The sequence below is a fragment of the Spirosoma profusum genome, assembly GCF_014699005.1.
GTDB lineage: Bacteria > Bacteroidota > Bacteroidia > Cytophagales > Spirosomataceae > Spirosoma > Spirosoma profusum.
On record NZ_JACWZY010000008.1, the window covers coordinates 167,465 to 190,173 of the forward strand.

The 22,709-nt window shown below is 49.9% G+C and carries 12 protein-coding genes; 7 read left to right on the forward strand and 5 right to left on the reverse strand.

What is annotated here, in order from left to right; genetic code table 11:
• The first annotated feature begins 236 nt into the window (after window positions 1–236).
• Window positions 237–5,399, forward strand: coding sequence for an NHL domain-containing protein (locus IC229_RS12185; protein ID WP_190887256.1), 5,163 nt, complete (start codon window positions 237–239; stop codon window positions 5,397–5,399).
• Window positions 5,400–5,604: 205 nt separating this feature from the next.
• On the opposite strand, the gene IC229_RS12190 is transcribed toward IC229_RS12185, so the two are convergent.
• From IC229_RS12190 to IC229_RS12205, 4 genes are all read right to left on the reverse strand, one after another.
• Complete coding sequence (locus IC229_RS12190) at window positions 5,605–6,141, reverse strand: hypothetical protein (RefSeq protein ID WP_190887257.1); 537 nt, start codon at window positions 6,139–6,141, stop codon at window positions 5,605–5,607.
• Window positions 6,138–7,277, reverse strand: a complete 1,140-nt coding sequence (locus IC229_RS12195) for an efflux RND transporter periplasmic adaptor subunit (RefSeq protein WP_190887258.1) — start codon at window positions 7,275–7,277, stop codon at window positions 6,138–6,140. The genes IC229_RS12190 and IC229_RS12195 overlap by 4 nt, the downstream gene beginning before the upstream one ends.
• 106 nt (window positions 7,278–7,383) lie before the next feature.
• Complete coding sequence (locus tag IC229_RS12200) at window positions 7,384–10,614, reverse strand: efflux RND transporter permease subunit (RefSeq protein ID WP_190887259.1); 3,231 nt, start codon at window positions 10,612–10,614, stop codon at window positions 7,384–7,386.
• 148 nt (window positions 10,615–10,762) lie between these two features.
• Window positions 10,763–12,157, reverse strand: coding sequence for a TolC family protein (locus IC229_RS12205; RefSeq protein WP_190887260.1), 1,395 nt, complete (start codon window positions 12,155–12,157; stop codon window positions 10,763–10,765).
• A 184-nt stretch (window positions 12,158–12,341) separates the two neighbouring features.
• Here IC229_RS12205 and IC229_RS12210 point away from each other — a divergent pair, with 184 nt between their 5' ends.
• A complete protein-coding gene (locus tag IC229_RS12210) occupies window positions 12,342–13,019 on the forward strand; it encodes a response regulator transcription factor (RefSeq protein WP_190887261.1) in 678 nt (225 codons plus the stop codon).
• A complete protein-coding gene (locus IC229_RS12215; RefSeq protein ID WP_190887262.1) occupies window positions 13,016–14,287 on the forward strand; it encodes a sensor histidine kinase in 1,272 nt (423 codons plus the stop codon). The genes IC229_RS12210 and IC229_RS12215 overlap by 4 nt, the downstream gene beginning before the upstream one ends.
• A gap of 126 nt (window positions 14,288–14,413) precedes the next feature.
• Here the strand turns inward: IC229_RS12215 and IC229_RS12220 are convergent, their stop codons facing one another.
• Window positions 14,414–19,096 (reverse strand): translocation/assembly module TamB domain-containing protein, encoded by a 4,683-nt coding sequence (locus IC229_RS12220; RefSeq protein ID WP_190887263.1) that lies wholly within the window; start codon window positions 19,094–19,096, stop codon window positions 14,414–14,416.
• 211 nt (window positions 19,097–19,307) lie between these two features.
• Between IC229_RS12220 and tsaD the strand changes: the two genes are divergently transcribed.
• The 4 genes from tsaD to IC229_RS12240 all read left to right on the forward strand — a co-directional run bounded on the left by tsaD (window position 19,308) and on the right by IC229_RS12240 (window position 22,707).
• Window positions 19,308–20,306 (forward strand): tRNA (adenosine(37)-N6)-threonylcarbamoyltransferase complex transferase subunit TsaD, encoded by a 999-nt coding sequence (gene tsaD, locus IC229_RS12225; protein WP_190887264.1) that lies wholly within the window; start codon window positions 19,308–19,310, stop codon window positions 20,304–20,306.
• Window positions 20,307–20,411: 105 nt separating this feature from the next.
• Window positions 20,412–21,281: an MOSC domain-containing protein gene (locus IC229_RS12230; protein WP_190887265.1), complete on the forward strand. Its 870-nt coding sequence runs from the start codon at window positions 20,412–20,414 to the stop codon at window positions 21,279–21,281.
• Window positions 21,282–21,458: 177 nt separating this feature from the next.
• Window positions 21,459–22,229 carry a UbiA prenyltransferase family protein gene (locus IC229_RS12235; RefSeq protein WP_223833967.1) on the forward strand — a complete coding sequence of 257 codons (771 nt, stop codon included), beginning with the start codon at window positions 21,459–21,461 and terminating at the stop codon, window positions 22,227–22,229.
• An 85-nt stretch (window positions 22,230–22,314) separates the two neighbouring features.
• Window positions 22,315–22,707, forward strand: coding sequence for a VOC family protein (locus IC229_RS12240; protein ID WP_190887267.1), 393 nt, complete (start codon window positions 22,315–22,317; stop codon window positions 22,705–22,707).
• The last annotated feature ends 2 nt before the right edge of the window (window positions 22,708–22,709 follow it).

A 22,709-nucleotide genomic window follows, 5' to 3' on the forward strand; every position in this document is an offset into this window, starting at 1 on the left:
AGCCCCCCTACCTTCACGTAGTAATTATATCATCTGCGACCCGTCCACCATGACCGGGGATTTATTTTTACAATAAGTTTATTAAAAGGTCGATTTGTTGCCTAGAATATACCTCTGGTCATTTCAGTAGAGTTTTTGTCCGATTCGGTAGAGTCTATTCACTTGGAAAAACTGAGTTTTGAGTCACTGTCAAACCCATAAAGTTTACATGTTTTAACCCCCCAGTTGTACCACTTATGAATAGACTATTACGTACGCTAATCTCTGTTTACTTCTACACACCCTTTCTTGGATTCTTTTTCCTAGTAGTGGCTTCTACAGGAGTATCTGCACAAATTATTACTACAGTAACCGGAACTACTTCAATAGGCGATGGAGGCCCAGCTACTGACGCTAACATTAATACGCCTAACGGTGTAGCAGTCGACGGATTGGGCAATATCTATGTAAGTGATACTGAAAACAACCGCATTCGCAAGGTAAATGTAGCCAATGGCACTATCAGTACTATAGCAGGTACTGGTACGTACGGCTACAGTGGCGATGGCGGAGCGGCCATCAATGCCAAACTCAATTCTCCGAGTGGTTTAGCGTTGGATTTATCCGGGAACCTATATATCGCTGATCGAGGTAACCACCGTATCCGTAAAATAAGTGCTGCCAACGGCACCATCAGTACCGTAGCCGGGACGGGTACAGGAGGCTACAATGGAGATGGAATCCTCGCCATAAATGCTCAAATAAATATCCCTTATGGGGTATACGTGGACGCTTCGGACAATATTTTCATCCCTGATCGGGGAAATCATCGCATCCGTATGGTAAGTGCAGCTAATGGAACTATCAGTACTGTGGCCGGGACGGGTACAGGGGGGTTCAGCGGAGACGAAGGAGCGGCCACCATTGCCCAAATAAATTTCCCTATGGGTGTATACGTAGATGGGTCAGGTAATATATACATTGCCGATCAAGCAAACCATCGCATTCGTAAGGTAACTGCGGCCAATGGTAAAATTAGTACGTTGGCAGGAACAGGTATAGAGGGCTATAGTGGAAATGGCGGAGCGGCCACTAGTGCTACGTTTAGCTATCCTGATGGGGTATGGGGAGATGGGACAGGTAATATTTTTGTCGCTGATCACCATAACCACGCTGTTCGTAAGATAATTGCGGCTAATGGTACCATCAGCACCGTAGCAGGGACGAGTGCACAGGGATACAATGGTGATGGCGGAGCACCCACTGGCGCTCAACTAAATTTCCCCATTAATATATGTATTGATGGGTCAAACAATCTCTACATCGCCGACAAGGAAAATCACCGTATCCGAAAAGTAAGCGCAACCAATGGCACCATTAGCACTGTGGTAGGAACTGGTTCAAGGACTTACAGAGGAGACGGCGGGGCAGCCACTAATGCCCGTCTAAATGAACCCTCGGGTGTGGCGGTGGATGGATCGGGGAATATCTACATCGCCGATCAGTATAATCATCGTATCCGCAAAATAAATGCTGCTAATGGCATTATCAGTACCATAGCTGGTACTACTACGTATGGCTTTAGTGGTGACGGCGGAGCAGCCACCAATGCCCGTCTAACTCAACCTACAGGTGTGGCATTGGATGCAGCAGGGAACCTCTACATTGCAGATCAGTATAATCATCGTATCCGCAAGGTAAATGCGACTAATGGCAACATCAGTACGGTGGCTGGTAATGGTTCAGCCAACTACAGTGGCGATGGCGGAGCAGCTACATCTGCAAGTCTGAATTATCCTACAGGTGTGGCAATTGATGCAGCAGGAAACCTCTATATCGCCGACAAGATGAATCACCGTATTCGCAAGGTACTTGCTGTAAATGGTACGATCAGTACTATAGCAGGTAACGGTTCAGGCGGCTTCAGTGGCGATTACGGAGCGGCTACTAGTGCCCGGCTGAATAACCCAATGGATGTATCTGTCGATGCAGCAGGGAATCTCTACATTGCGGATAAAGACAATCACCGTATCCGAAAAGTGAATGCATCCGACGGTACTATTAGTACTGTGGCGGGCAATTCCACTATCTCTGAAGCCCCCCCCGGTGGTGGAACGCCCGGTGGTGGCCCCCCTGGTCCCGGTGAACCTCCCGGTCCCGGTGGTGGGATGCCCAGTGGTGGTTATAGGGGTGATGGCGGAGCAGCCACTATGGCTGAATTAAATAGCCCGACGGGGGTGTGGGTGGATGGCGCAGGCAATCTTTATATTGCCGACCAGTCTAACCACCGCATCCGTAAGGTGAACGCAACCAATAGCATCATCAGCACCGTAGTGGGTAATGGTTCAAGCGGTTACAGTGGCGATGGCGGAGCAGCAACGGCTGCAATGTTATATAAGCCCGCAGATGTAGTGCTCGATGGGTCGGGTAATCTCTACATTGCCGACCAGTCTAACAGTCGCATCCGCAAAGTGGCTCCGCTTGCTACTAATGTGAATCCTGTCAATCCTCCTGCAATATGCGCAGCCAGTGACTTGAGCCTAACAGCTATTGCCTCTAATTTTAGCCCGACTTCCTTTAACTGGAGCAGTGAACCTGCCGGAATCTCGGCTAGTGGTGCTATTACTCTGTTGACGGCTCCAACGGTGAGTGTTCCTACCATTTTTACGATCACTGTCAACGCTAGCGATGGTCAGTTGAGTGCTGCAACCAGTTTTACGTTAACAGTCAATCCAGTACCTTCCGTTAGTATCAATCCATCAAGTACTACGTTAACCTGTACCATTCCAATGGTAAGTCTAAGTGCAGTGAGTAGTGGAACATATGGCTGGAGTACCGGTGAGAATACCGAGACTATTTCAGCTACTTCCGCAGGCACTTATTCCGTAACAGTGACAAATGTTAACGGCTGCACGGCTACGACCAGCGTCGAAATATTGGTTGACAACAATTCACCTGTAGCAAGTATTAATCCTTCCAGTGCTACGTTAACCTGCGCCAATCCCAGTGCTACGTTAACAGCCAGTGGTGGGGGAACGTATCAATGGAGTACAGGAGAATCTACCGCATCCATTTCAGCCACCGCCGGAGGTACTTATTCAGTGACAGCAACGGGTGTGAATGGCTGCACGGCCAGTGCTAGTGAGGAAGTTATGGAGGATGTAAGTATACCTTCGGCAAACATTACTCCCGGTAGCGCTACGTTGACCTGTGCCAACCCAACGGTCACACTAACGGCCAACGGTAGTGGAACGTATCAATGGAGCACGGGCGAAACTACCGCCCAAATCAGTGTAACGTCCATTGGCACTTACTCGGTGACAGTCACAGGCAGCAACGGTTGTACGGCCACAACCAGTGCGCTTATCGAACAGGACAACAGTGCACCTTCAGTCAGCATTAACGCATCTACCACGCTCCTGACCTGCGCCACGCCGACCATAAGTCTAAGCGCAACAGGCAGCGGAACGTATCACTGGAGCACGGGGGCAACTTCCTCAACTATCGATGTGAGCACAGCCGACATCTACTCGGTGACAGTGACCGGAGCCAACGGCTGTACGGCCAGCACCAGTATCAAACTAATGGAAGATAGTACCCCTCCCGTAGCTAGTATCTCGCCCTCCAGCGCTACGTTGACCTGTGCCATTCCCAGTATTACCTTGACAGCGGGTGGCGCAGGAACGTATCACTGGAGCACGGGCGAGAATACGGGCCAAATCAGTGCCACGGCTATGGGCACCTACTCCGTGACGGTGACAGGAGAAAATGGTTGCACGGCCAGTGCTGGTGCTGAAGTGGTTCAGGACAACACTAAGCCCTCGGCGTTCATCACGCCCTCCAGCGCTACGTTGACCTGTGCCAACCCCAGTATTACCTTGACAGCCGACAGTGGAGGGACGTATCAGTGGAGTACGGGAGAGAGCACAACTGCCATTTCAGCCACGGTCATCGGTACGTATTCCGTGACAGTAACCGGCGCTAACGGTTGTACAGCCAGCGCCAGTGTGGTTATTTCACAGGACATTAATGCAGCTTCGATCAGTATAAGCCCATCTATCGGAACACCGACCGGCGCTACGTTGACCTGTACTAATCCGACCGTGAGTTTGAGCGCAGTAGGCAGCGGAACGTATCGGTGGAGTACAGGCGCTACGTCTCAAGTTATCAGTGTGAGCACAGCAAACACCTACTCGGTGACGGTAACTGGAACCAACGGCTGTACGGCCAGTTCCTCGATTCAGGTTAGTCAGGATAACAGCGCCCCTTCGGTGAACATCACACCTTCCAGTGCTACGTTGACCTGCGCTAACACCAGTTCTACGTTGACGGCGGGTGGTAGCAGCGGTACGTATCGCTGGAACACAGGAGCAACCTCTTCCACCATTAGTGTGAGCGTAGCAAACATCTACTCATTTACACTCACGGGAACCAACGGCTGTACGGCTAGTGCCAGTGCCCAGGTGTTCAACAATGTCAATCCACCTTCGGTAAATATCGCACCTTCGAGCGCTACGTTGACCTGCGCAAGTCCCAGTACAACGTTAGTTGCGAGTGGTGGGGGAACGTATCGATGGAGCACAGGCGAAACCACTGCATCCATTTCAGCCACGGCCATCGGTACGTATTCGGTGACGGTTACAGGCGCCAATGGCTGCACAGCAACGCAGACCGCCAGTGTATTCGCCAACACCGCTACGCCGACTGTAAGTTTGGTATCAAGTGGTACGTTAAGTTGCTCAATTTCCAGCGTTACGTTAACAGCTGGTGGCGGTGTTACGTATCTCTTTAGTGGGCCCGGTGTTGTGAGTCAGTCGGCGAATAAAGCGGTCGTAAACCTGGCAGGAACCTATGCTGTTACTGCTACCGCAGCGAATGGTTGTACGTCTTCTACTACGGCATTGGTTAGTTACCGGAACTGTCCGCCAACCGTTTCGAACGCAATTCCTCCTCAATCGGCGACAATTCTTGTACCGTTTTCGTATACCATTCCGGCCAATACGTTCAGTGATTCTGAAACGCCCAATGACCTGATCATTACTACGTATAGTTTGCCTAAGGGTTTGACGTTTACCGCTCCGGCAACCATTTCAGGAACGCCTTTAACCGAATCAGGGACTATTTTTACGATCCTCGTAACAGCCTTCGATCCGAGTGGATCGTATGTCCAGACCACGCTTAAATTGTCTGTCTACCCCGGAGCGTCCGCCTGTGATATGTCTACAGTCAAAGATGGGGCCTGGAGCGATACGAGTGTATGGTCGTGTGGTCGACTTCCAGTCAGTACGGATGTGCTTACCTTAAAACATGCGGTATCAATCCCAGCAAATTACGTAGGTCAGGCACTGCGAATTCAGTATAATACTGGCGGGAAAATCATATTTAACACAGGAAGCCGAATCAAGCAGGGCATCTTTTAGTTATCCGTTTCTATCCACTAAACGTATCGAGGCTTCAGTCAACTGAAGCCTCGATACGTTTAGAAACTGTCTGCAAACCCCTAAATCCCCTAAAAGGGACTTTGTTCGAGTGCGAGCGAAGTCCCTTTTAGGGGATTTAGGGGTTTGCAGACAGTTTCTAAGAACAAAAAATCAGGCGAAAGAAGAGAGTCTGGAATTGGTCAGATTATTTCAGGCTAAGGCAACTGTCGCAGGCTTCCAGGAGTTGAAAATAGCCTTTATTGTTGATCTTAAACCAGTCGTTTCGGGGTAAGTGGCTCACTACGTTCTGCATACAGGTTTCTCCGGAAAACGCCATGATCAGATTCCGGCGGCTCAGGTAGAGAATGTCGCTATCGGGATTTTTGCTGAAATAATAATGATCGCTGGATGATCCATCGAAGTCAGCCTGACGATAAATCACTACGTTTTTTTCCTGAACGACTTCATAAAAATTGCCCAGATACAGCCGACGCCGGGCTCCACCCGTTTCCTGGCATCCCCAGAGTCCATTCAGTGATGCGGTTTCCAGGCGGCCTAAATCCGTCTTGACCAGCACTTTGTATGGATTACGATGAACGCGAATGGTACGTACTTTCGCTGATTCTACGCGGTAAATACCCGCGTTATCCCGATAGACGAGCTGGTACTGTTTTCGGGTGGTTTGGCAGCCTGTTAACAGGATTAGTGCTATCGGCAGGTAACGTAGTGAGGGCGATTTCATTTTTGTGCGGTGGTTACAGCCTGACCATCCCGAATTTCTTCCGACGCCGACCGAACAATTGGCATACCGGGCTGGAGCTCACCAAAAACTTCGACCAGGCTATCCACTACGTTACCCTTCTGCACCGAAATCCACTGTGCCCTGTTGTCGATTACACGTATCACGAACATTTTTTCGCTGGAATTTACCACGGCTGTCGACGGTACGAACATCGTTTTGCTTGTACGGATCATTGGCATTTGCACCTCGGCATACATACCGGCCTTCAGTTCATGACCGGTATTTGCTACGTCGAACTCGGCCATCATGGAGCGATTTGCTTCGACTAAACTCTGCGCCGAACGGGCTAATTTCGCGTTGAAACGACGTTCTGGCAGGGCCGCTACGGTAAAGGCAACCGAACTCTTTGGGGGTAACTGATTGGCAAATGTCTCAGGAACAGCTACGGTAAGCCGTAGAGTACGACTATCTTCCAGCACGAACAGAGGTTTTCCACTTTCGCCCGCACCAACCAGTGCGCCGGGACTGATGTTCCGCTCAATGACGATGCCATCGAAGGGAGCCGTGATTGTCAGATATTGCCGGAATTGTGATTTGGCCTGCAAATTGGATTGTGAAGCCTGCACCGTGCCACGCGCCACCGCGACCATCGCACTATCCGCCTGCATTCGGGCCTGTACCTGGTCGATTTCGTTGGCGGAAACGGCCCCTTCGGTTTTCGCCGTTTGCAGAATTCGCTGGTAAATGAGTCGGCTGGCGCGAGCGCGGGTGGTTTGTTCTACCAATGTAGCCTGTTGCGCCTGTAATTGTGCCTGTGCCTGATTCAGTTCCGACAGCACTTCGGGGGCATCGAGTTGCGCCAGTACCTGCCCTTTACGCACGGGAGTTCCTCGATCGACGGTAATATCCCGCACGAAGCCTTTTACTTTGGCATAGATACTCACCCGGTTCCAGGGCTTCAGTTCACCGGGTAGTGTTACGTGCTTATTGGGCTGAAGCGATTGCACCGTTGTTGTGACAACCTGCTGAATAGTAGGCTCTTTGCTGGCGGGTTTATCATCGCTGTTTGCCGTTGAACAAGCCGCCATGCCGAAAGCGATTCCCACCGGTATGATAAGCGTTAAAATCGGTTTCATAAGGAAAGTAGTTGAATCTCTTGGTTATCGAATTTTGTAATGTTAAATCTTATATGATACCCGATTCACCCCTAAATCCCCTTCAGGGGATTTAGGGGTGAAGGTTTTATAGACTATGATTTAATTCCTGAGCCTCCTCACGATAGTACTGACTTTCAGGATCTTCCGGGTCAAGCGATATGGACTGGGTCGATGCTTTGCCCTGCAATTGCGTGAATACACACGGCAGTACGAGCAAAGCCGCCAACGTAGAAGCAATCAATCCACCAATAACGGCCTGACCCAGCGGGGCAATCTGATCGCCACCCTCTCCTAGTCCCGATGCCATAGGAACCATACCGGCAATCATGGCAATACTGGTCATGAGAATCGGGCGAATCCGGCTGTTGGCCGCCAACATAGCCGCTTTCCGAGGGTTCTTAATGTCCAGGCGGAGGTTTTCGGCATTCGTCACCATCAGAATGGCGTTCGCTACTGATACACCCACCGACATGATCAGACCCATGTACGATTGCAGGTTCAACGTAGCACCACACGCCAGCAGCATCAGCAGTGCGCCCGCCACCACGGCCGGAATAGCCGCCAGAATGACGAGAGACAACTTAAACGATTGATAGTTAGCGGCCAGCAATAAGAAAATAATCACAATAGCTACCAGCAGGCCCGTTTGCAGGCTGCTCAACGTATCGGCCAGCAGGCTGGTTTGTCCACCCATTTCGACCAGCACACCACGCGGAGGCTCGCCAGCTTCTTTAATGGCGTTCTCAACGGCTTTCTGCGCAGAACCAAGGTCTTTTTTCTGCAGATTCGCCGTGATCGTCACCAGCCGGTTCGGGCCAGCGCGGTCATATTCACCGGGGGCTGTTCCTTCTGAGAACGTAGCAACATCGGACAATAGCGGGCGCATTTCGCCACTTTTCAACGGGATATTACCAATGTCGCTGGCACTGCTCATCTGGTATTCAGGAATTTGTACCTGCACCTGATACGCCAGCCCTTTCGACTCATCGAGCCATAAATTTTTGTCTGTAAACCGGCTCGACGACGTAGCAGCCACCATCGAACGAGCTACCTGCGTGGACGTAACGCCGAGCTGACCGGCCCGTTCCCGGTTCAGCGTTACGTTCAGAATGGGGTATTTCAGCGGCTGAGCAATCTGAACGTCGCGCAGGAAGTCAATTTTCGCCATCCGTTCCCGAATCTTGTTCGCAAACCGACCGGCTTCGTTCAGGTCTTTAGCGGCTACTGTCACCTCGATCGGCGTGGAAGCGCCCTGACTCATGATTTTGTCGGTCAGTTCGATCGGTTCGAATGAGATGCTGGCCGTTGGTAAGGCTTTGGCGATACGTTGCCGAAGCTCCTCCTTCAAGTCATCCATTTTTACATGATGCTCTTCGCTCAGCGACACCTGCAAAACGGCTTCGTGCGGTCCGCTGTTGAACACGAAAATATTGGACGTACCGTAGCTGGATGGAACCGTACCGACGTAGGCCGACGAAATTTCGACACCGTCTTTTCCAACGGCTTCTTTAATAATATCCAGCACTTTCAGCGTGGCCACCTCGGTACGTTCGACCCGCGTTCCGTCGGGAATACGAAGGCGCATTTGAAATTGGTGGCTATTTCCATGCGGCAGAATATCCGTACCAATCACCATAAAACACACGACAATAATCGCCAGACTACCAATCAGATAACCGCCCACTACCAGCCCACGTCGATCCAGAATTTTTTCGAGCGTGGCGGTATATCGCTGCTTGAATCGCTCAAATCCTTTGGCGTTTTCAACCGGTTTCTCGTCCTCTATCATGTGGAGTTCGCGGTCATCGAGGGCCAGTGTGGGCGCTTCGTGTTCGGGGTGGCTTTTGAGTAGCCAGTTTGCCAATACCGGAACGAACGTCTGCGAGAGCAGGAACGACGCAATCATGGCGAAACCTACTGAGAGTGAGAGTGGTAGAAACATCGAACGCGGTACGCCGTTCATTACAAAAGCGGGCGCGAACACGGCCAGAATTGCCAGTAGAATCAGGAATTCAGGGAACACAATTTCCTTACACGCATCCCAGATGGCCGTAGCTTTAGGCTTGCCCATTTCCAGGTGCTGGTGAATGTTTTCGATAGTCACCGTGGCCTGGTCGACCAGAATCCCAATGGCAAGGGCCAGCCCCGACAAGGTCATGATGTTGATGGTTTGCCCGAACAGATTGAGCATAATCACCGCCGACAAAATAGAAATCGGGATGGTCACGACCACGATAATCACACTACGCCAATCGCGCAGGAAAAGCAGCACCATAAGTCCGGTTAAAATAGCTCCCAGAATTCCCTCTGTGACCAGACTTTTGAGGGCGTTTGTTACGTAGACAGACTGGTCAAATTCGTAGGAAATCTTTACGTCTTCTGGTACGGCTGCCTGCAATTCGGGCAGGGCTTTCCGAAGGTTATTCACTACGTCAAGGGTCGATGCGTCAGATTTTTTAACGACCGGGATATACACTGCCCGCCGACCATTTACCAGGGCATAGCTTACCGTTACGTCGGCGCCGTCTTCTACCGTACCAATATCCCGAACAAACACCGTAGGGCCAGAACCAACACGTATTGGAATATTCAGGAAATCTTCGGGGCGTTTCACCAGCGAGTTTACGGGTGTCATCAGCGTTTTCTCCCCAATCCGGATGTTACCGGCTGGCGAAGGCTGGTTATTGGTGACAATCGAACGTATCACTTCTTCGGGCGTAAGCTGGTAACTACGTACCCGTTGCGGATCGACCCGGACAATTACCGTCCGTTGGTTACCACCGAACGGCGGAGGACTGGAAACGCCGGGAATGCGCGAGAACATGGGCCGCACCCGGGACGACGCAAAATCCTGAATTTCATTCAGCGAACGCGTTTGACTTTCAAAAACCAGTTGCCCCACCGGCACCGAACTGGCATCGAACCGGACCACCTGCGGAGGGACAGTTCCTTCCGGCATGTACGCTTTGGCGCGTGATACGTTGTTGGCCACTTCGGCTGCTGCCTGCGCCATATCGGTGCCGGGGTAAAACGAGAGTTTGATCAGCGACAATCCCTGAATCGTTTTTACGTCGATGTCGCGAATTCCCGATACGTAGAGAAAGTGGTCCTGATAGCGCGTGGCAATGAAACCATCCATCTGGTCGGGCGCCATACCACCGTATGGCTGTACTACGTAAATGGTCGGTAAATCGAGGCTGGGGAAAATATCGACCGGAATGGTAAATAGTGACAGGATGGAGAAGAAGAGAATTCCCATCACAGCTACTACCACCGATATGGGTTTCCGAAGCGCAGAACGAATGATGTTGTACATAGGTTTTTACAGGTTTCTATTGTCGTAGGGACCGGTCCGCCGTTGCGGAGGCATGCCTTGTCTCATATGCGTCAGCAACGAACCGTTCGGACTAATAAACTATCCGGGTCAATTGACCATCCGGTCTGAGACAAGGTATGCCTTGTCTCTACAATGCATTCATAAACAGGGATAAATCACCTTCTGCGGCTGCTTTCAGCAATAGAAATCGCCAGACGTTACTGGTGGTAACGTAGCCATCGACTTCGGCGCGATTGAGGGTTACGACACTTTGCAACAGCGTCGGCAAATCGGTCAGGCCACTCTCGTAGCGAGATTTGGCCTGGTTGTACGCTTGTCGGGCGGCTCGTAGCTGAATAGGTGCCTGTCGGGCTTGCTCCAACGCCAACTGATATTGAATGTCGGCTTCCTGATATTGGCGGCTGATCTGGAGCCGTTGCGTGTTGAATACCTGCCGGGCGCGCTCAACTTGAAATTGCTCGGCCTGGAAATCATGGCGGGTACGTAGCATACCAGTTATATTCCAGCGAGCAACCACGCCAAGCAGGTAATTACCAACCTGATAGCCTAAGCCACCCAGTTGATTGGGGAGGAAAACATCGCCCTGATTCGAAAATCCTGAACCTCGCGCATTACCAACACCAACCAGCGAAATCATAGGCAGCCCCGCCCGCTGACTGGCTATGCTACGTGCCGCAGACAGGTTTATTTGTGACTGAAACAGACGTAACGTTGGATTTTTGGGAGACAGTGAATCCGACTTGAAATCGCCCAAAGGCAGAGCGGTATAGAAACGCATGCTATCCAGTTGCAGATCGGGCTGGAGCTGGCCGGTCAGTTCGGAGAGTTGTAAGCGCTGCACCTGTTCGCGCTGACGACTTTCGAGCAGCAGCAGTCGTGCCCGAACGGCTTCGGCAGTAGCGAGAGAACTGTCTACACCCGCCCGCATCCCCGAACGAACACCTGCATCGACAATGCGCTTGAACGCCTGCGCCCGCTCCAGATTGCTCTGCTGAATTTGTACTAATTTCTGACCTATCAGTGTTAGCACATAGGCATCGATGGTACGTACCTGATGCTGAAAAATTTCGTTTTCGTATTCAGCCTGACTACGTTGGTAATCGGCTTTTGCTACGTTCACGTTCGCCCGAACGCGCCCGAACGTAACGGCCCGCCATTCGATGGATGCGCTGGTAAAACTGCCAAAACTTGCCTGCGAAAGAGCCGTTTGGCGAACCCCACCTGACGTAGAGATGTTGATGCTCTCGTTTGGAAAAAAAGAACCGTTGAGGCTGTTGCTGGTCGCGTAATTATACTGATGCTGCGCCAGCATAATCGGCAGAAATTCCACCTCACTAGCCTGAATTCGGCGTTGGGCGCTATTTATATTAGCTTGTCGGGCCTTTAGCAAGGGATACTGCCGAACACTCTGATCGAGAAGCTGATTTAGATTCTGGCGCTGCCCTGCTGCCAGTTGCGGTAAAATAACCGCAATAAAAAATAGCAAACGTAGCGTTACGGAAGTTATGCGTGCAATCATCATAGCTGAGTATCGAGCCCGTCGGAGCTGATTCGTGGTCAACGATGGTCGCAAAGCAAAAGACCAATTCTGGAAACATTTAGGAATTTCCCCGATTGGGTTAATTTTCAGTTAATAACGACGAAAAATCCCTTCCTAAATGTTTCCAGAATTGGGCAATACTTTCGTTTTTATTTGGGAGCGATGTATGAAAGTATTAATTGTCGAAGATGAGCAGGGGCTGGCCGAAAGCATTACCGATTATATGGCCAAAGAAGGTTATGTCTGCGAAGTAAGTGCTACGTTTCGGGATGCTGACGAACGTATTTATCTCTATAATTACGATTGCGTCATCGTCGATCTAACCCTTCCGGATGGCGATGGACTTCAACTGATTCAGAATCTGAAACGGCTAATTGCGACTACCGGAGTTATTATCATTTCGGCACGTAACGCACTGGAAGACAAACTCAAAGGTCTAGAAATCGGCTCTGATGATTACCTGAGTAAACCGTTTCATTTGTCGGAATTGAACGCGCGGGTGAAATCATTGCTACGTCGTCGGCAGTTTGGCGGACATACCGAAATTCGATTTGGTAACATTCAGGTAGTACCAAATACTCGAATGGTCTATATAAATGGTCAGCCGACACCATTATCGCGGAAAGAATATGATTTACTGCTGTATTTTTTGTCGAACGTAGATATTGTATTAACTAAAGCGTCCATTGCTGAACATCTGTGGGGCGATAACATCGATTCAGCCGATTCGTTAGACATGGTATACTCACACATTAAAAACCTACGCCGAAAACTGTTGAGTAAGGGAGCCGATGATTATGTGCAATCTGTTTACGGCATCGGTTATAAATTTGGCTTACGTTGAAACTATTGGCCCAAACCAACCGGATTTACTTCATTTTCTCGCTGGTACTTTACCTGCTGACGGCCTTTGCCATTTACCAGATTGTCCGATTATTGATTTATGACGAAGTCGAGAGCCGTCTGAAGGTTGAAAAACGGGATTTTGAAGCGTATATACGTACCCATAATAATTGGTCAAGTATTCCCTATTTTGTCGAGAATAAAATTGAGGTTACGCGTGCGGAGCCAACAACGCAGGTTAAGGAAGTTTTCAGTGATACGTTGATTCTTAATCGATACGACAACGAATTAATACCCTTTCGTCAGCTTACTTTCTACGAATCCATCGACGGCGTGATACATCGGGTAGCCATCCGAAAGTCGCTCATTCAATCATATCGGCTCATCGAAGCGGTATCGCTGACGATGGTGCTCTTTTTAGGCGTATTGCTGCTTGGCATGTTTTGGTTTCAGGGAAAGTTGTCGGAACGTATCTGGCGTCCATTTTACAATACGTTAGCACGTATCAAGCAATTTGACTTAAGTCATAACGCATCTCTGAACCTCGAACAGCCGACGATCAATGAGTTTCGGGAGTTAAACCAAGTGTTGCAGAAAATGGCCGATAAAATGCAGCACGACTATCGGAATCTGAAAGAATTCACGGAAAATGCCTCGCACGAGATGCAGACTCCCCTTGCGCTGATCAATGCTAAAGTCGAACAATTAATTCAGTCGGAGAAGTTAACGAACCAGCAGACGCATTGGATTGACGGGATTTATCAGGCTTCCCGACGGATGTCGCGGTTAAATCAGGGGTTATTGTTGCTGGCTAAAATTGAAAACAGGCAGTTTGCTGACGTTCAGCCTGTTGACCTGACAGATGAGCTAATTCAGCGGCTTATGGACGTAGAGGAAATTCTACTGCACAAGCACATCAAAACAACTATCGAATTAGAAGCACCGTTTCAAACCCTGCTCCCTCCCCTACTGGCTGAAAGTCTGCTTAACAATCTGGTTAGCAACGCCATACGGCACAATCAATCAGGAGGTTGCATCCAGGTACGTTCGTCTGCGCACCAGCTTCAATTAAGTAACACAGGTCTTGAGTTGCAGACCGATCCTGAAACGTTATTCAAGCGTTTTAAAAAGGAGTCTGGTGAACATGAGTCGGTTGGCTTAGGGCTCGCCATCGTGAAGCTGATTTGTGATACGTATCAGTTATCTGTTACGTATCAGTACGAGGCAGGAATGCACACGCTTACGCTCGAAAAGGTTCATCAGGTGTGAAGAGTTGATTGAGGTATTGCTGGCGCGAAGGGCTTCGACAGGCTCAGCCTGACAGTCTACTTAACTTTATTGACTCAAGCGTCTTGTCAGGCTGAGCCTGTCGAAGCCCTTCGCGCCAGCAATTCGTTACAAAGCACTACGCCCAGGTGCTACGTTGCCCGATACGGGAACAGGAACAACGATAGGTGCCGGTTCTTCGTTAGTTTTGGCAGGAACTAAGCCGGGCGTGCTACGTTTGCCACCAAATAATCGATTAAACGAACGGGTGTAAAGGAAACTTAATCCGCCCCCGGTGGTGATTGTACTGTTCAGACTCGCCTGATTCAGAATGCTTTGCTGATTGCGATTGTAAGCTTTTACGCGAAAACGCCCGTCGGGAGTCACGAAATACTCCAATGTCCATTCGCCCAGCAAACTAGCCGCATTGTACTGACTTTGTCCATACGTGAAACCACCGTCACGACTGATACGTAGCCGGTCGTTCAGCAGTCGATACGAGAAGCGCAGTTGCAGATTATTGAGCAGGTTTTCGTTCTGATTGCTGTTCGTAAATCCACCAATCGACACGCCGATGTCCAGATTCTCGTCCAGATTCGATGCCATCCGGCTAATCTGATTCGACAGCAATTCGCTCACACTGTTAAACACCCCTGTATTGACTTGCCCCTGTTCGAACAACCCAGCCCCTTCGGGCAATAACTGATTGAATAACAGAATACTACTTACCTGGCGAGTCAATTCCTGATCATTGCTTTGCAAGCGCGACTCAAACGCCGTAACCGCCTGCCGGAACGTAGCAGATGCCGGATATTCCTTCACATCCAGATCGTAACTAACCGCTGGCGAGCCTAAATCACCGTTCAGCTTTATGAGAAGATCAACGGGATATCGACGAGTCTGGTCGGCGCCGGGTGTCGACGTACCAGTCTGCGGCAGCAACGGCGCCAGCGACGTGTATTGCGTATAAGCCGCTGTTACGTCCAGCAGTGCGCTGTATGGATCGCCCGTCCACGTAATGCGGCTATTTGGCTGAATCTGAAAGCGTTTATTCAGAATATTCTGGAACGTAAACGTGTAATCACCCCGCTGGATTGCGTAATTACCCGTCATGGTGAAATCGCCTTTGGTATCGACTTTCATCGCCAGTCGTCCTTCTCCATAAGCGCTAATAATATCGCCAGACTGCCGGTCGAGCTGGATTTCGCAATACGCATCGGGCGTAATATCGAAGTTGAAATCCATCTGAATCCGGGAGAGATCCAGTATCGGCTGGTCGGTCTGTTTGGTCGTCTGGCTGTTCGGTTTCGACAGGGCGAGTCGGTCAACAAAACGAATCTGGTCGTCGGTGGCTACGGACGTAGCACCATCGAGGGGGATGTAGATTCGGGTTCCTTTGTTACTCGCTACGTTGGCGCGGATGGTCAGATCATCGGTTGGGCCATAGAGTTCCGCTTTACCGGTAACAACGGCCTGTCCGTAAAAAGCATCGTTGTCTTTGGCCTGCGTATTCATGATTTTGAAGTTCTTAAAATCCGCATCGAAGCCGAGCGTAAAGAACTTGAAGCGGTCGTGATAGACGCCACCGCGTATTAAAGCGGTATTACCTTCCGGGTCGCGAAGAGTGAGTTGCCGGGCGATGATGTCGTTTTCACCAAAATAGATTTTATCCTCGAACGAAAAATCGGCTTTGAGATAATCGAATCGACCACGACCATTTTTAATCGCAACTTCTCCTTTCAATATCGGCGTAGCTGGCGTACCCGAAACCGTAACGATGCCATACGCTGTCCCACCAAGATTTGAAAACAGATCAACCGTAAAGGGTTCCAGCAATTTCAAATCAGCATTATTGACCGTCGCTTTCAGGGCGAGCGGATTGGTTTTTAGCTGAGGAGTGTACGTTCCCGTTATCGTTACTACGTCGTTTCCACTGCGACTTACGTGGGCATCGACATTCAATCGCTGAGCCTGCTGATCCCAAATACCATCTCCCCGAACATCGCCGATTAGTGCATTCTGAAACGATAATGCACTGACCGACAGAACACTTTCCAGAATAGGCAGCGAATACACGTTACGTACCGCAAGGTTGCCATTAAGCGTTCCACCCAACGTAGTGTTCAGGACTGAATTGAGCGAAGAAAGCAAAAAATTACGGGCTTCGACCGTCAAATGTTCCACAGAATCGGCCGAGATTTTGCCGGATGCCTGCACCAATTGATTCTGGTTCACCAGCGAAAGATTCCGTACGGTGTATTCGCTGCCCACTTTTCGAATCAATCCCTGCGAGTTTAGAATCCAGTCGCTGTTCAGCACACGTAGTCTCGACTGGCGAAACGTAAGATCGATGGCATCGCCTTTGAACCGCAGTTCACCATTCAAATCAGCTCGGTTTAGATTCCGGCCACTGCTGTCGACCTGTTCAATGCCACTGGTAAAGTCAATATGATCAACATCCCAGGAGGCTTCGGCCTGCAGGCTTCGGGTAGGCAGCATCGTATTGAACGCCTGCCATTTCGACGAAATGACTGCCGAGGCCAGCACTTCCTTGTTGAATACGAATTTAGACGTTGTCAAATCCAGGTCGCTGGGGCCGAACGTAACGGTACCAAATCGAAGCGAGTCGGTTTTGACAGTAGCTGTCAGAAATGACGTATTGTCGACCATAAACCGGCCTTCCATCCGGGTCAACGGCGCTACGTATACAGCCGAATTAAAAAACGTCAGTAACGGTTTCGTATTCTTCGTGATAAGCTGATAATCAACCCCATATCGTCGAACAGGTCCTCCACCCTGCTGGCGAGCCTGACGCACAAACTGGCGCTGCTTCTGGCTGTAATAAGCATCCATTCCAGCCGCATCGCCTTTAAAATAAAGCTCATACTCCCGAGCCAGCCGGGTCAGGTCGTCGATGGTACGTTGCGGCTGAAAATCACCCTGAAAACGGGACGTCAGAAAATCAGAATCCAGGTCGAAATAGCGCTGACTTCCCGCTGAATCACGTACTGAATTCCGTTCAATCGACGATACCAGCGTCAGTTTATTGATGGCAAGCTGCCGCCGGTTGCGAGTCAGATTTGTGTTTGTGAACGTAGCACTACCTACTACGTCATCGAGTTTGCTGCCTTCGAGTTGTACGTCTAGATCGGTTTTAACGATAAGAGAGTCAGACAAATATCCCATCGCCAACATATCGGCGTGCTGCACCGTACCGCGCAAATCATAGTGTTTACGCGGATTGCTCAGGTTAAATTCACCGTCGAGGCTGAACGCAATATTGGGGTCGTCGATATTTAGCGAACCCACAAAAAGCGCCTTTTGTAAATTACCGTTGGCCGATACGTTCCGGTATTCGTAGCCCTGCCAGCCAAACCGCCCGAACGTACCGTTGAGGTCAATAGTGGCGCGTTCCAGACTGGTGCCATGCCCTACCACGTTCCCCTGTCCATCGAGTTTGCCGAACTGTTCCGGCTGGTTGATGAGCTGCCCCAGTTCCAGGTTTTCAGCCCGCAGGTTAGCTTTGTAGGTGGTCTGGTCAGGATTATCGGCGAGTTTAAGAGCCAGATCACCTGTTACATTGCCAATGGCCGTCCGGAAATTTCCTTTCGTCTTAAAATCATCGAACGCGCCCACAAACGTAGCGTTGAACGTAGCGGTACCCAGTTTCTGAATGGTGTGATTGAACGATGAATCAGGGTAGTATTGCCGGATATCGGCCATATTGACCGTCGAAGGTGTAAACGCAAAATCGACCGTTGTGTGGTCAATGTCGGGCAGTCCTTTCCAAGCCACCTCACCCGATAGTTCACTACGTCCTTTCGGCCCGAATTTCAGGTTCATGTTACGTAGTCGAAATTCTTCTACGGTACCCGTAAAATGCCCGGTCAGCCACCAGGTTTCGTTCAATCCGCGCAGGTAATCCGAAAAATAGCCCAAATCTTTCGACTGAATTTCAGTGTCGCGGAAGCGAGCCTGCATCAGTACCCGGCTGTTAAAATCACCAAACGCAGATGGCTTATCATATAAAAACGTCAGTTCGTTACGTATGATCGAATTGCCGATGTGGGCGTATAATCGCCCCAATTCGAGCTTGGTATTGCAGTATAAAAATTGCGTATCGAGCCGCTTGATTTTCAATCGGGAGCCTTTATCTATGCCTGATAAGCCATCGGCATGAAAGGCAATTGTATCGCCCAGCACCAGAAAATCCGTGACTTCGGCGTTGAGATTATTGAATGTAAAGTGGTTATAATCAAAGCTATTCTTATCGTTCATGAACGGCTCACGCGGATCTTCCAGCGTGTACATTCCGTCGACCAGGTGAATGTGCGCTATTGTGAATGGTACGTTCTGATTCGGAACACTGGGCTTAGTAGGGTCGGAAGTCAGCTCTTCGATACGCGTAATGAAATCATCGAGATTTGTGTCGCCATTGCTTGGGTTTTTTATCATCCGAACATCAGGACGATACAGCACCACTTCATCAAGGTGAATATTGTGCGCCGACGAGTCGATCAGGTTCTGAAGATTGTAATTGGCATCGAGTCGCCCAACCACGATAAACGGGCGACCTTGCAGGTCTTTGATGGTTAAATTCTTTAGTGTCAGCGAATCGAACCACTTGATCGAAACGGACTCAATATCGACGGGGAAGCACAGTTTTTCGGAGAGCCAGATAGCCCCTTCCTTCGCCAGTTTGGTCTGTACGGCCGGTATTTGCAGTCCCATCAGCACACCCAGCGACAGGCCCAATACCGTCAGTACGACGTAGAGCAGTGTTTTAAGGAATATGGCGAAAAACGAACGCATCCAGCACGGAAATGCCTAATATACAACGAATAACCTATAAAACTTTCACTTGGACCACTAACTGAGGGAACGGTTTAGTCACAACTTCCATTGTTTCGGTGTAGAAAAATCATTTTCCGGGACCTTTTCCTGAACGAATAACGTAGCGGTTTTAACTCCTGACCATTCCAACTTAAACTCAACCTACTCCGTAATCCATTAGTTTTGTACAGTGAATATTTTAGCCATCGAATCTTCCTGCGACGAAACGTCGGCGGCCGTTTTAGCCGACGGCCATATCCGGTCGAACATAATTGCTACCCAGTTAATTCACGAAAAATACGGGGGCGTAGTTCCCGAACTTGCGTCACGGGCGCATCAGCAGCATATTCTGCCCGTAGTCGAGCGGGCTTTACTGGACGCAAAAGTATCGAAAAACGAGCTAAATGCCGTTGCTTTTACCCGTGGACCGGGTTTATTGGGTTCTTTATTGGTTGGTGCATCGTTCGCCAAAGCGCTGGCGCTGGGGCTGAATATTCCACTTATCGAAGTCAATCACATGCAGGCGCACGTACTAGCTCACTTCCTGGAAAGCCCGGCGCCTTCGTTTCCGTTTCTATGTCTGACGGTCAGTGGGGGGCATACCCAATTGGTACGTATCGACGGGCCGCTAGCTATGACAGTTATTGGGCAAACGCAGGATGATGCTGTGGGTGAGGCATTTGACAAATCGGCAAAATTGCTGGGTCTCCCCTATCCCGGCGGCCCGCTTATCGATAAATACGCTAAAACTGGCAATCCGCTGGCATTCAGATTTCCGATGGGCGACATGCCAAATCTGGATTTTTCGTTTAGCGGCATTAAAACGGCCATCATGTATTTTTTGCGCGATAACACCAAAACAAATCCCGATTTTATTCAGGAGCGCCTTCCCGATATTTGCGCCAGTATTCAACACACATTAGTGCAGATGTTACTGACCAAACTGAAACGTGCCGCCAGCGAAACCGGTATCCGCGATATTGCTATTGCCGGGGGCGTATCGGCCAACAGCGTGCTACGTAGCATGCTCCTTCAACTCGGCAACGAGCTGGGTTGGCATGTATTTATTCCAAAATTTGAATATTGTACCGATAATGCCGCTATGATTGCGATAGCGGCTCAGTTTAAATATGAGCAGGGCGATTTCACCGATCAACTGGTTAGCCCGCTGCCGAGAATGAGTTTTTAAGTAGGCCACGACAGGCTCCGGCTGTAGAGACGCGATAGCGACTAATGAGGTAGTTATAACGTAGCTAACGGCCTGTTGGAGAGCCACTAATACCTATCGACGACCATGACTATTTCCGAACTACACATTTACCCAATTAAATCGCTTGGTGGCCTTTCGGTAACAAACGTAGTGGTTGAAGCTAAAGGGTTTCGGCACGACCGGCGATTCATGATTGTGTCGATCGAAGGCGAGTGCATGACCCAGCGAACGAACCACGTAATGGCCCTCATCGACGTAGCAATCGAAGGCGACGTACTACGTGTCTGGCATCGCCACCACCCGGACAACGTACTGACGCTGCCTCTGGAACCACCTGTTGATACGTTGTCGGGTGAGCGAGAAATCATGCCAGTCAACATTTGGGATAGTAAGGACGTACCAGCCTTGACAGTTGGTGCAGAAGTGGATAGTTGGTTCTCAACCATACTTGGAAAACCCTGTCGATTGGTTTACATGCCCGACACTACGTATCGCGCCGTTGACCCTAACTATGCACTCGCGGATGATGCGGTTAGCTTTGCCGACGGATACCCGTATCTGCTCATTGGGCAAGCTTCGCTCGATTATCTAAACCAGAAGCTTCCACAACCATTGGCCATGAAGCGTTTTCGACCGAATATAGTTGTGAATGACAGTCTGCCTTATGAAGAAGATGGCTGGCAACATTTTCGGGTGGGCAGCCTGGATTTTTACGGCGTTAAACCCTGTGCGCGTTGTGTGCTGACAACCATTGATCCAGAAACCGCCCAGTTGGGTAAAGAGCCGCTACGTACCCTAAAGACGTATCGCCAATGGAAAACCAAGATTCTGTTTGGCCAGAACGTATTAGCTCAGTCGACAGGAGCTTCGATACTGGGTTCGCTACGTGTCGGTCAGCCTATCGAGGTAGTTAGTCGGCAGGAGCCCTGGCTGGCACCACCCGTTATGATTTAGTTGGAAAGGTTGTGAGGTCGTAAAGTTTGACTGGATGTGGAGCAACTTTATAACCCTATAACTTTACAACTTTATGACTCTATAACTCAAATCGCTTCCTGGCCCTTGCTTAGTTATCTACGTCCCCTTCATTACTTAAGTTTCCCTGTCGTTATAGGAGCGGTACTGTCGAATCGGATGGCCACGCGCCTGTCCGACGTAACACCTGTGGATTGGCGCACTCCGATCGTACTGGCATTGGCGGTCTTTATCATTTATACTATCGACCGACTGCTTGACGTCCGACGTTATGAAGACAAGAAGACTAAGCTGCCCTTAACGGCGCGCCATCGCTTTCATTATCAATACGCACCATTGCTCTGGCGAGTGGTTATTGGTGCAGGGGTATTAGCCCTCATTCTGACGTATTATTTGCCCACCAGTGTCGTTAAATTTGGTATCGGGCTAGGAGGTATTTGTGCCGCTTACGTAGGCGCGGTTTTCAGGTTACCCGAACGTCACCCGGCGTTGTTACTAAAAGAACCGCTGGTAGCGCTTTTGTATGCCGCAGGTATTTGGGGAAGTGTGTGGGTTCAACGTCCACTAGTCCGTGGTATTGAAGTAGCCGAAGGCCTGATGTTTTTGGGAATTGCTTTCCAGAATCTGCTTCTGTTCGCGGTGATGGAACAGCGCGAAAGCCCCAATCAACCGTTGTTTTCATTGGCAACTGTCTTAGGACGGGAACGCTGCGACACCATTCTTCGCTGGCTGACATTTCTGGTCGTGGCGACCGGACTCACGCTTTGTTTCGTAACCGATGACCGTTTTGCCCAGCGGTCGGCGCTGATGCTCGCCATCATGAGCCTTACGTTGTACGCAATTCAACGTTACCCCAACTATTTTGTCAAAAGCGAACGCTACCGCTGGTTAGGCGACGGCGTTTTCTGGATGCCCGCGCTGGTGCTTTAAAATGTATGCTGTATGGTATATGATATATTACTGCTACGTTACTACATTAAGCATTTCATAGTCAACACACATACATCCTTTCCTCATGCATATTGAACACATTGCCATCTGGGTTCGGGATCTGGAACGCATGCGCAAATTTTACGAAATGTATTTCGGCGCTACGTCCAACGATAAATACGTTAATAGCAGCAAAGGTTTTTCTTCCTATTTCCTTACTTTCCCGCAAGGTGGCCCTCGCCTGGAACTTATGCAGATGCCTGGTATCACCGACCTAGCTAATCAGGGCTTTACGCAGTATATAGGGCTGGCCCATCTAGCCCTATCGGTTGGCAGCGAAGACGTAGTTGATACGTTGACAAATCGATTACGCAGTGATGGCAACGTAGTGATCGGTGAACCCCGCCGAACGGGCGATGGCTACTACGAAAGCGTGATACTCGACCCTGAACAAAACCGAGTTGAAATAACCGTGTAAGA

What these genes read in the sequence shown, in the direction of transcription:
- IC229_RS12185 (WP_190887256.1), top strand. Translation starts at nt 237, where the DNA reads ATGAATAGACTATTACGTACGCTAATCTCTGTTTACTTCTACACACCC.
- IC229_RS12190 (WP_190887257.1), bottom strand. Translation starts at nt 6,141, where the DNA reads ATGAAATCGCCCTCACTACGTTACCTGCCGATAGCACTAATCCTGTTA.
- IC229_RS12195 (WP_190887258.1), bottom strand. Translation starts at nt 7,277, where the DNA reads ATGAAACCGATTTTAACGCTTATCATACCGGTGGGAATCGCTTTCGGC.
- IC229_RS12200 (WP_190887259.1), bottom strand. Translation starts at nt 10,614, where the DNA reads ATGTACAACATCATTCGTTCTGCGCTTCGGAAACCCATATCGGTGGTA.
- IC229_RS12205 (WP_190887260.1), bottom strand. Translation starts at nt 12,157, where the DNA reads ATGATGATTGCACGCATAACTTCCGTAACGCTACGTTTGCTATTTTTT.
- IC229_RS12210 (WP_190887261.1), top strand. Translation starts at nt 12,342, where the DNA reads ATGAAAGTATTAATTGTCGAAGATGAGCAGGGGCTGGCCGAAAGCATT.
- IC229_RS12220 (WP_190887263.1), bottom strand. Translation starts at nt 19,096, where the DNA reads ATGCGTTCGTTTTTCGCCATATTCCTTAAAACACTGCTCTACGTCGTA.
- IC229_RS12230 (WP_190887265.1), top strand. Translation starts at nt 20,412, where the DNA reads ATGACTATTTCCGAACTACACATTTACCCAATTAAATCGCTTGGTGGC.
- IC229_RS12235 (WP_223833967.1), top strand. Translation starts at nt 21,459, where the DNA reads ATGGCCACGCGCCTGTCCGACGTAACACCTGTGGATTGGCGCACTCCG.
- IC229_RS12240 (WP_190887267.1), top strand. Translation starts at nt 22,315, where the DNA reads ATGCATATTGAACACATTGCCATCTGGGTTCGGGATCTGGAACGCATG.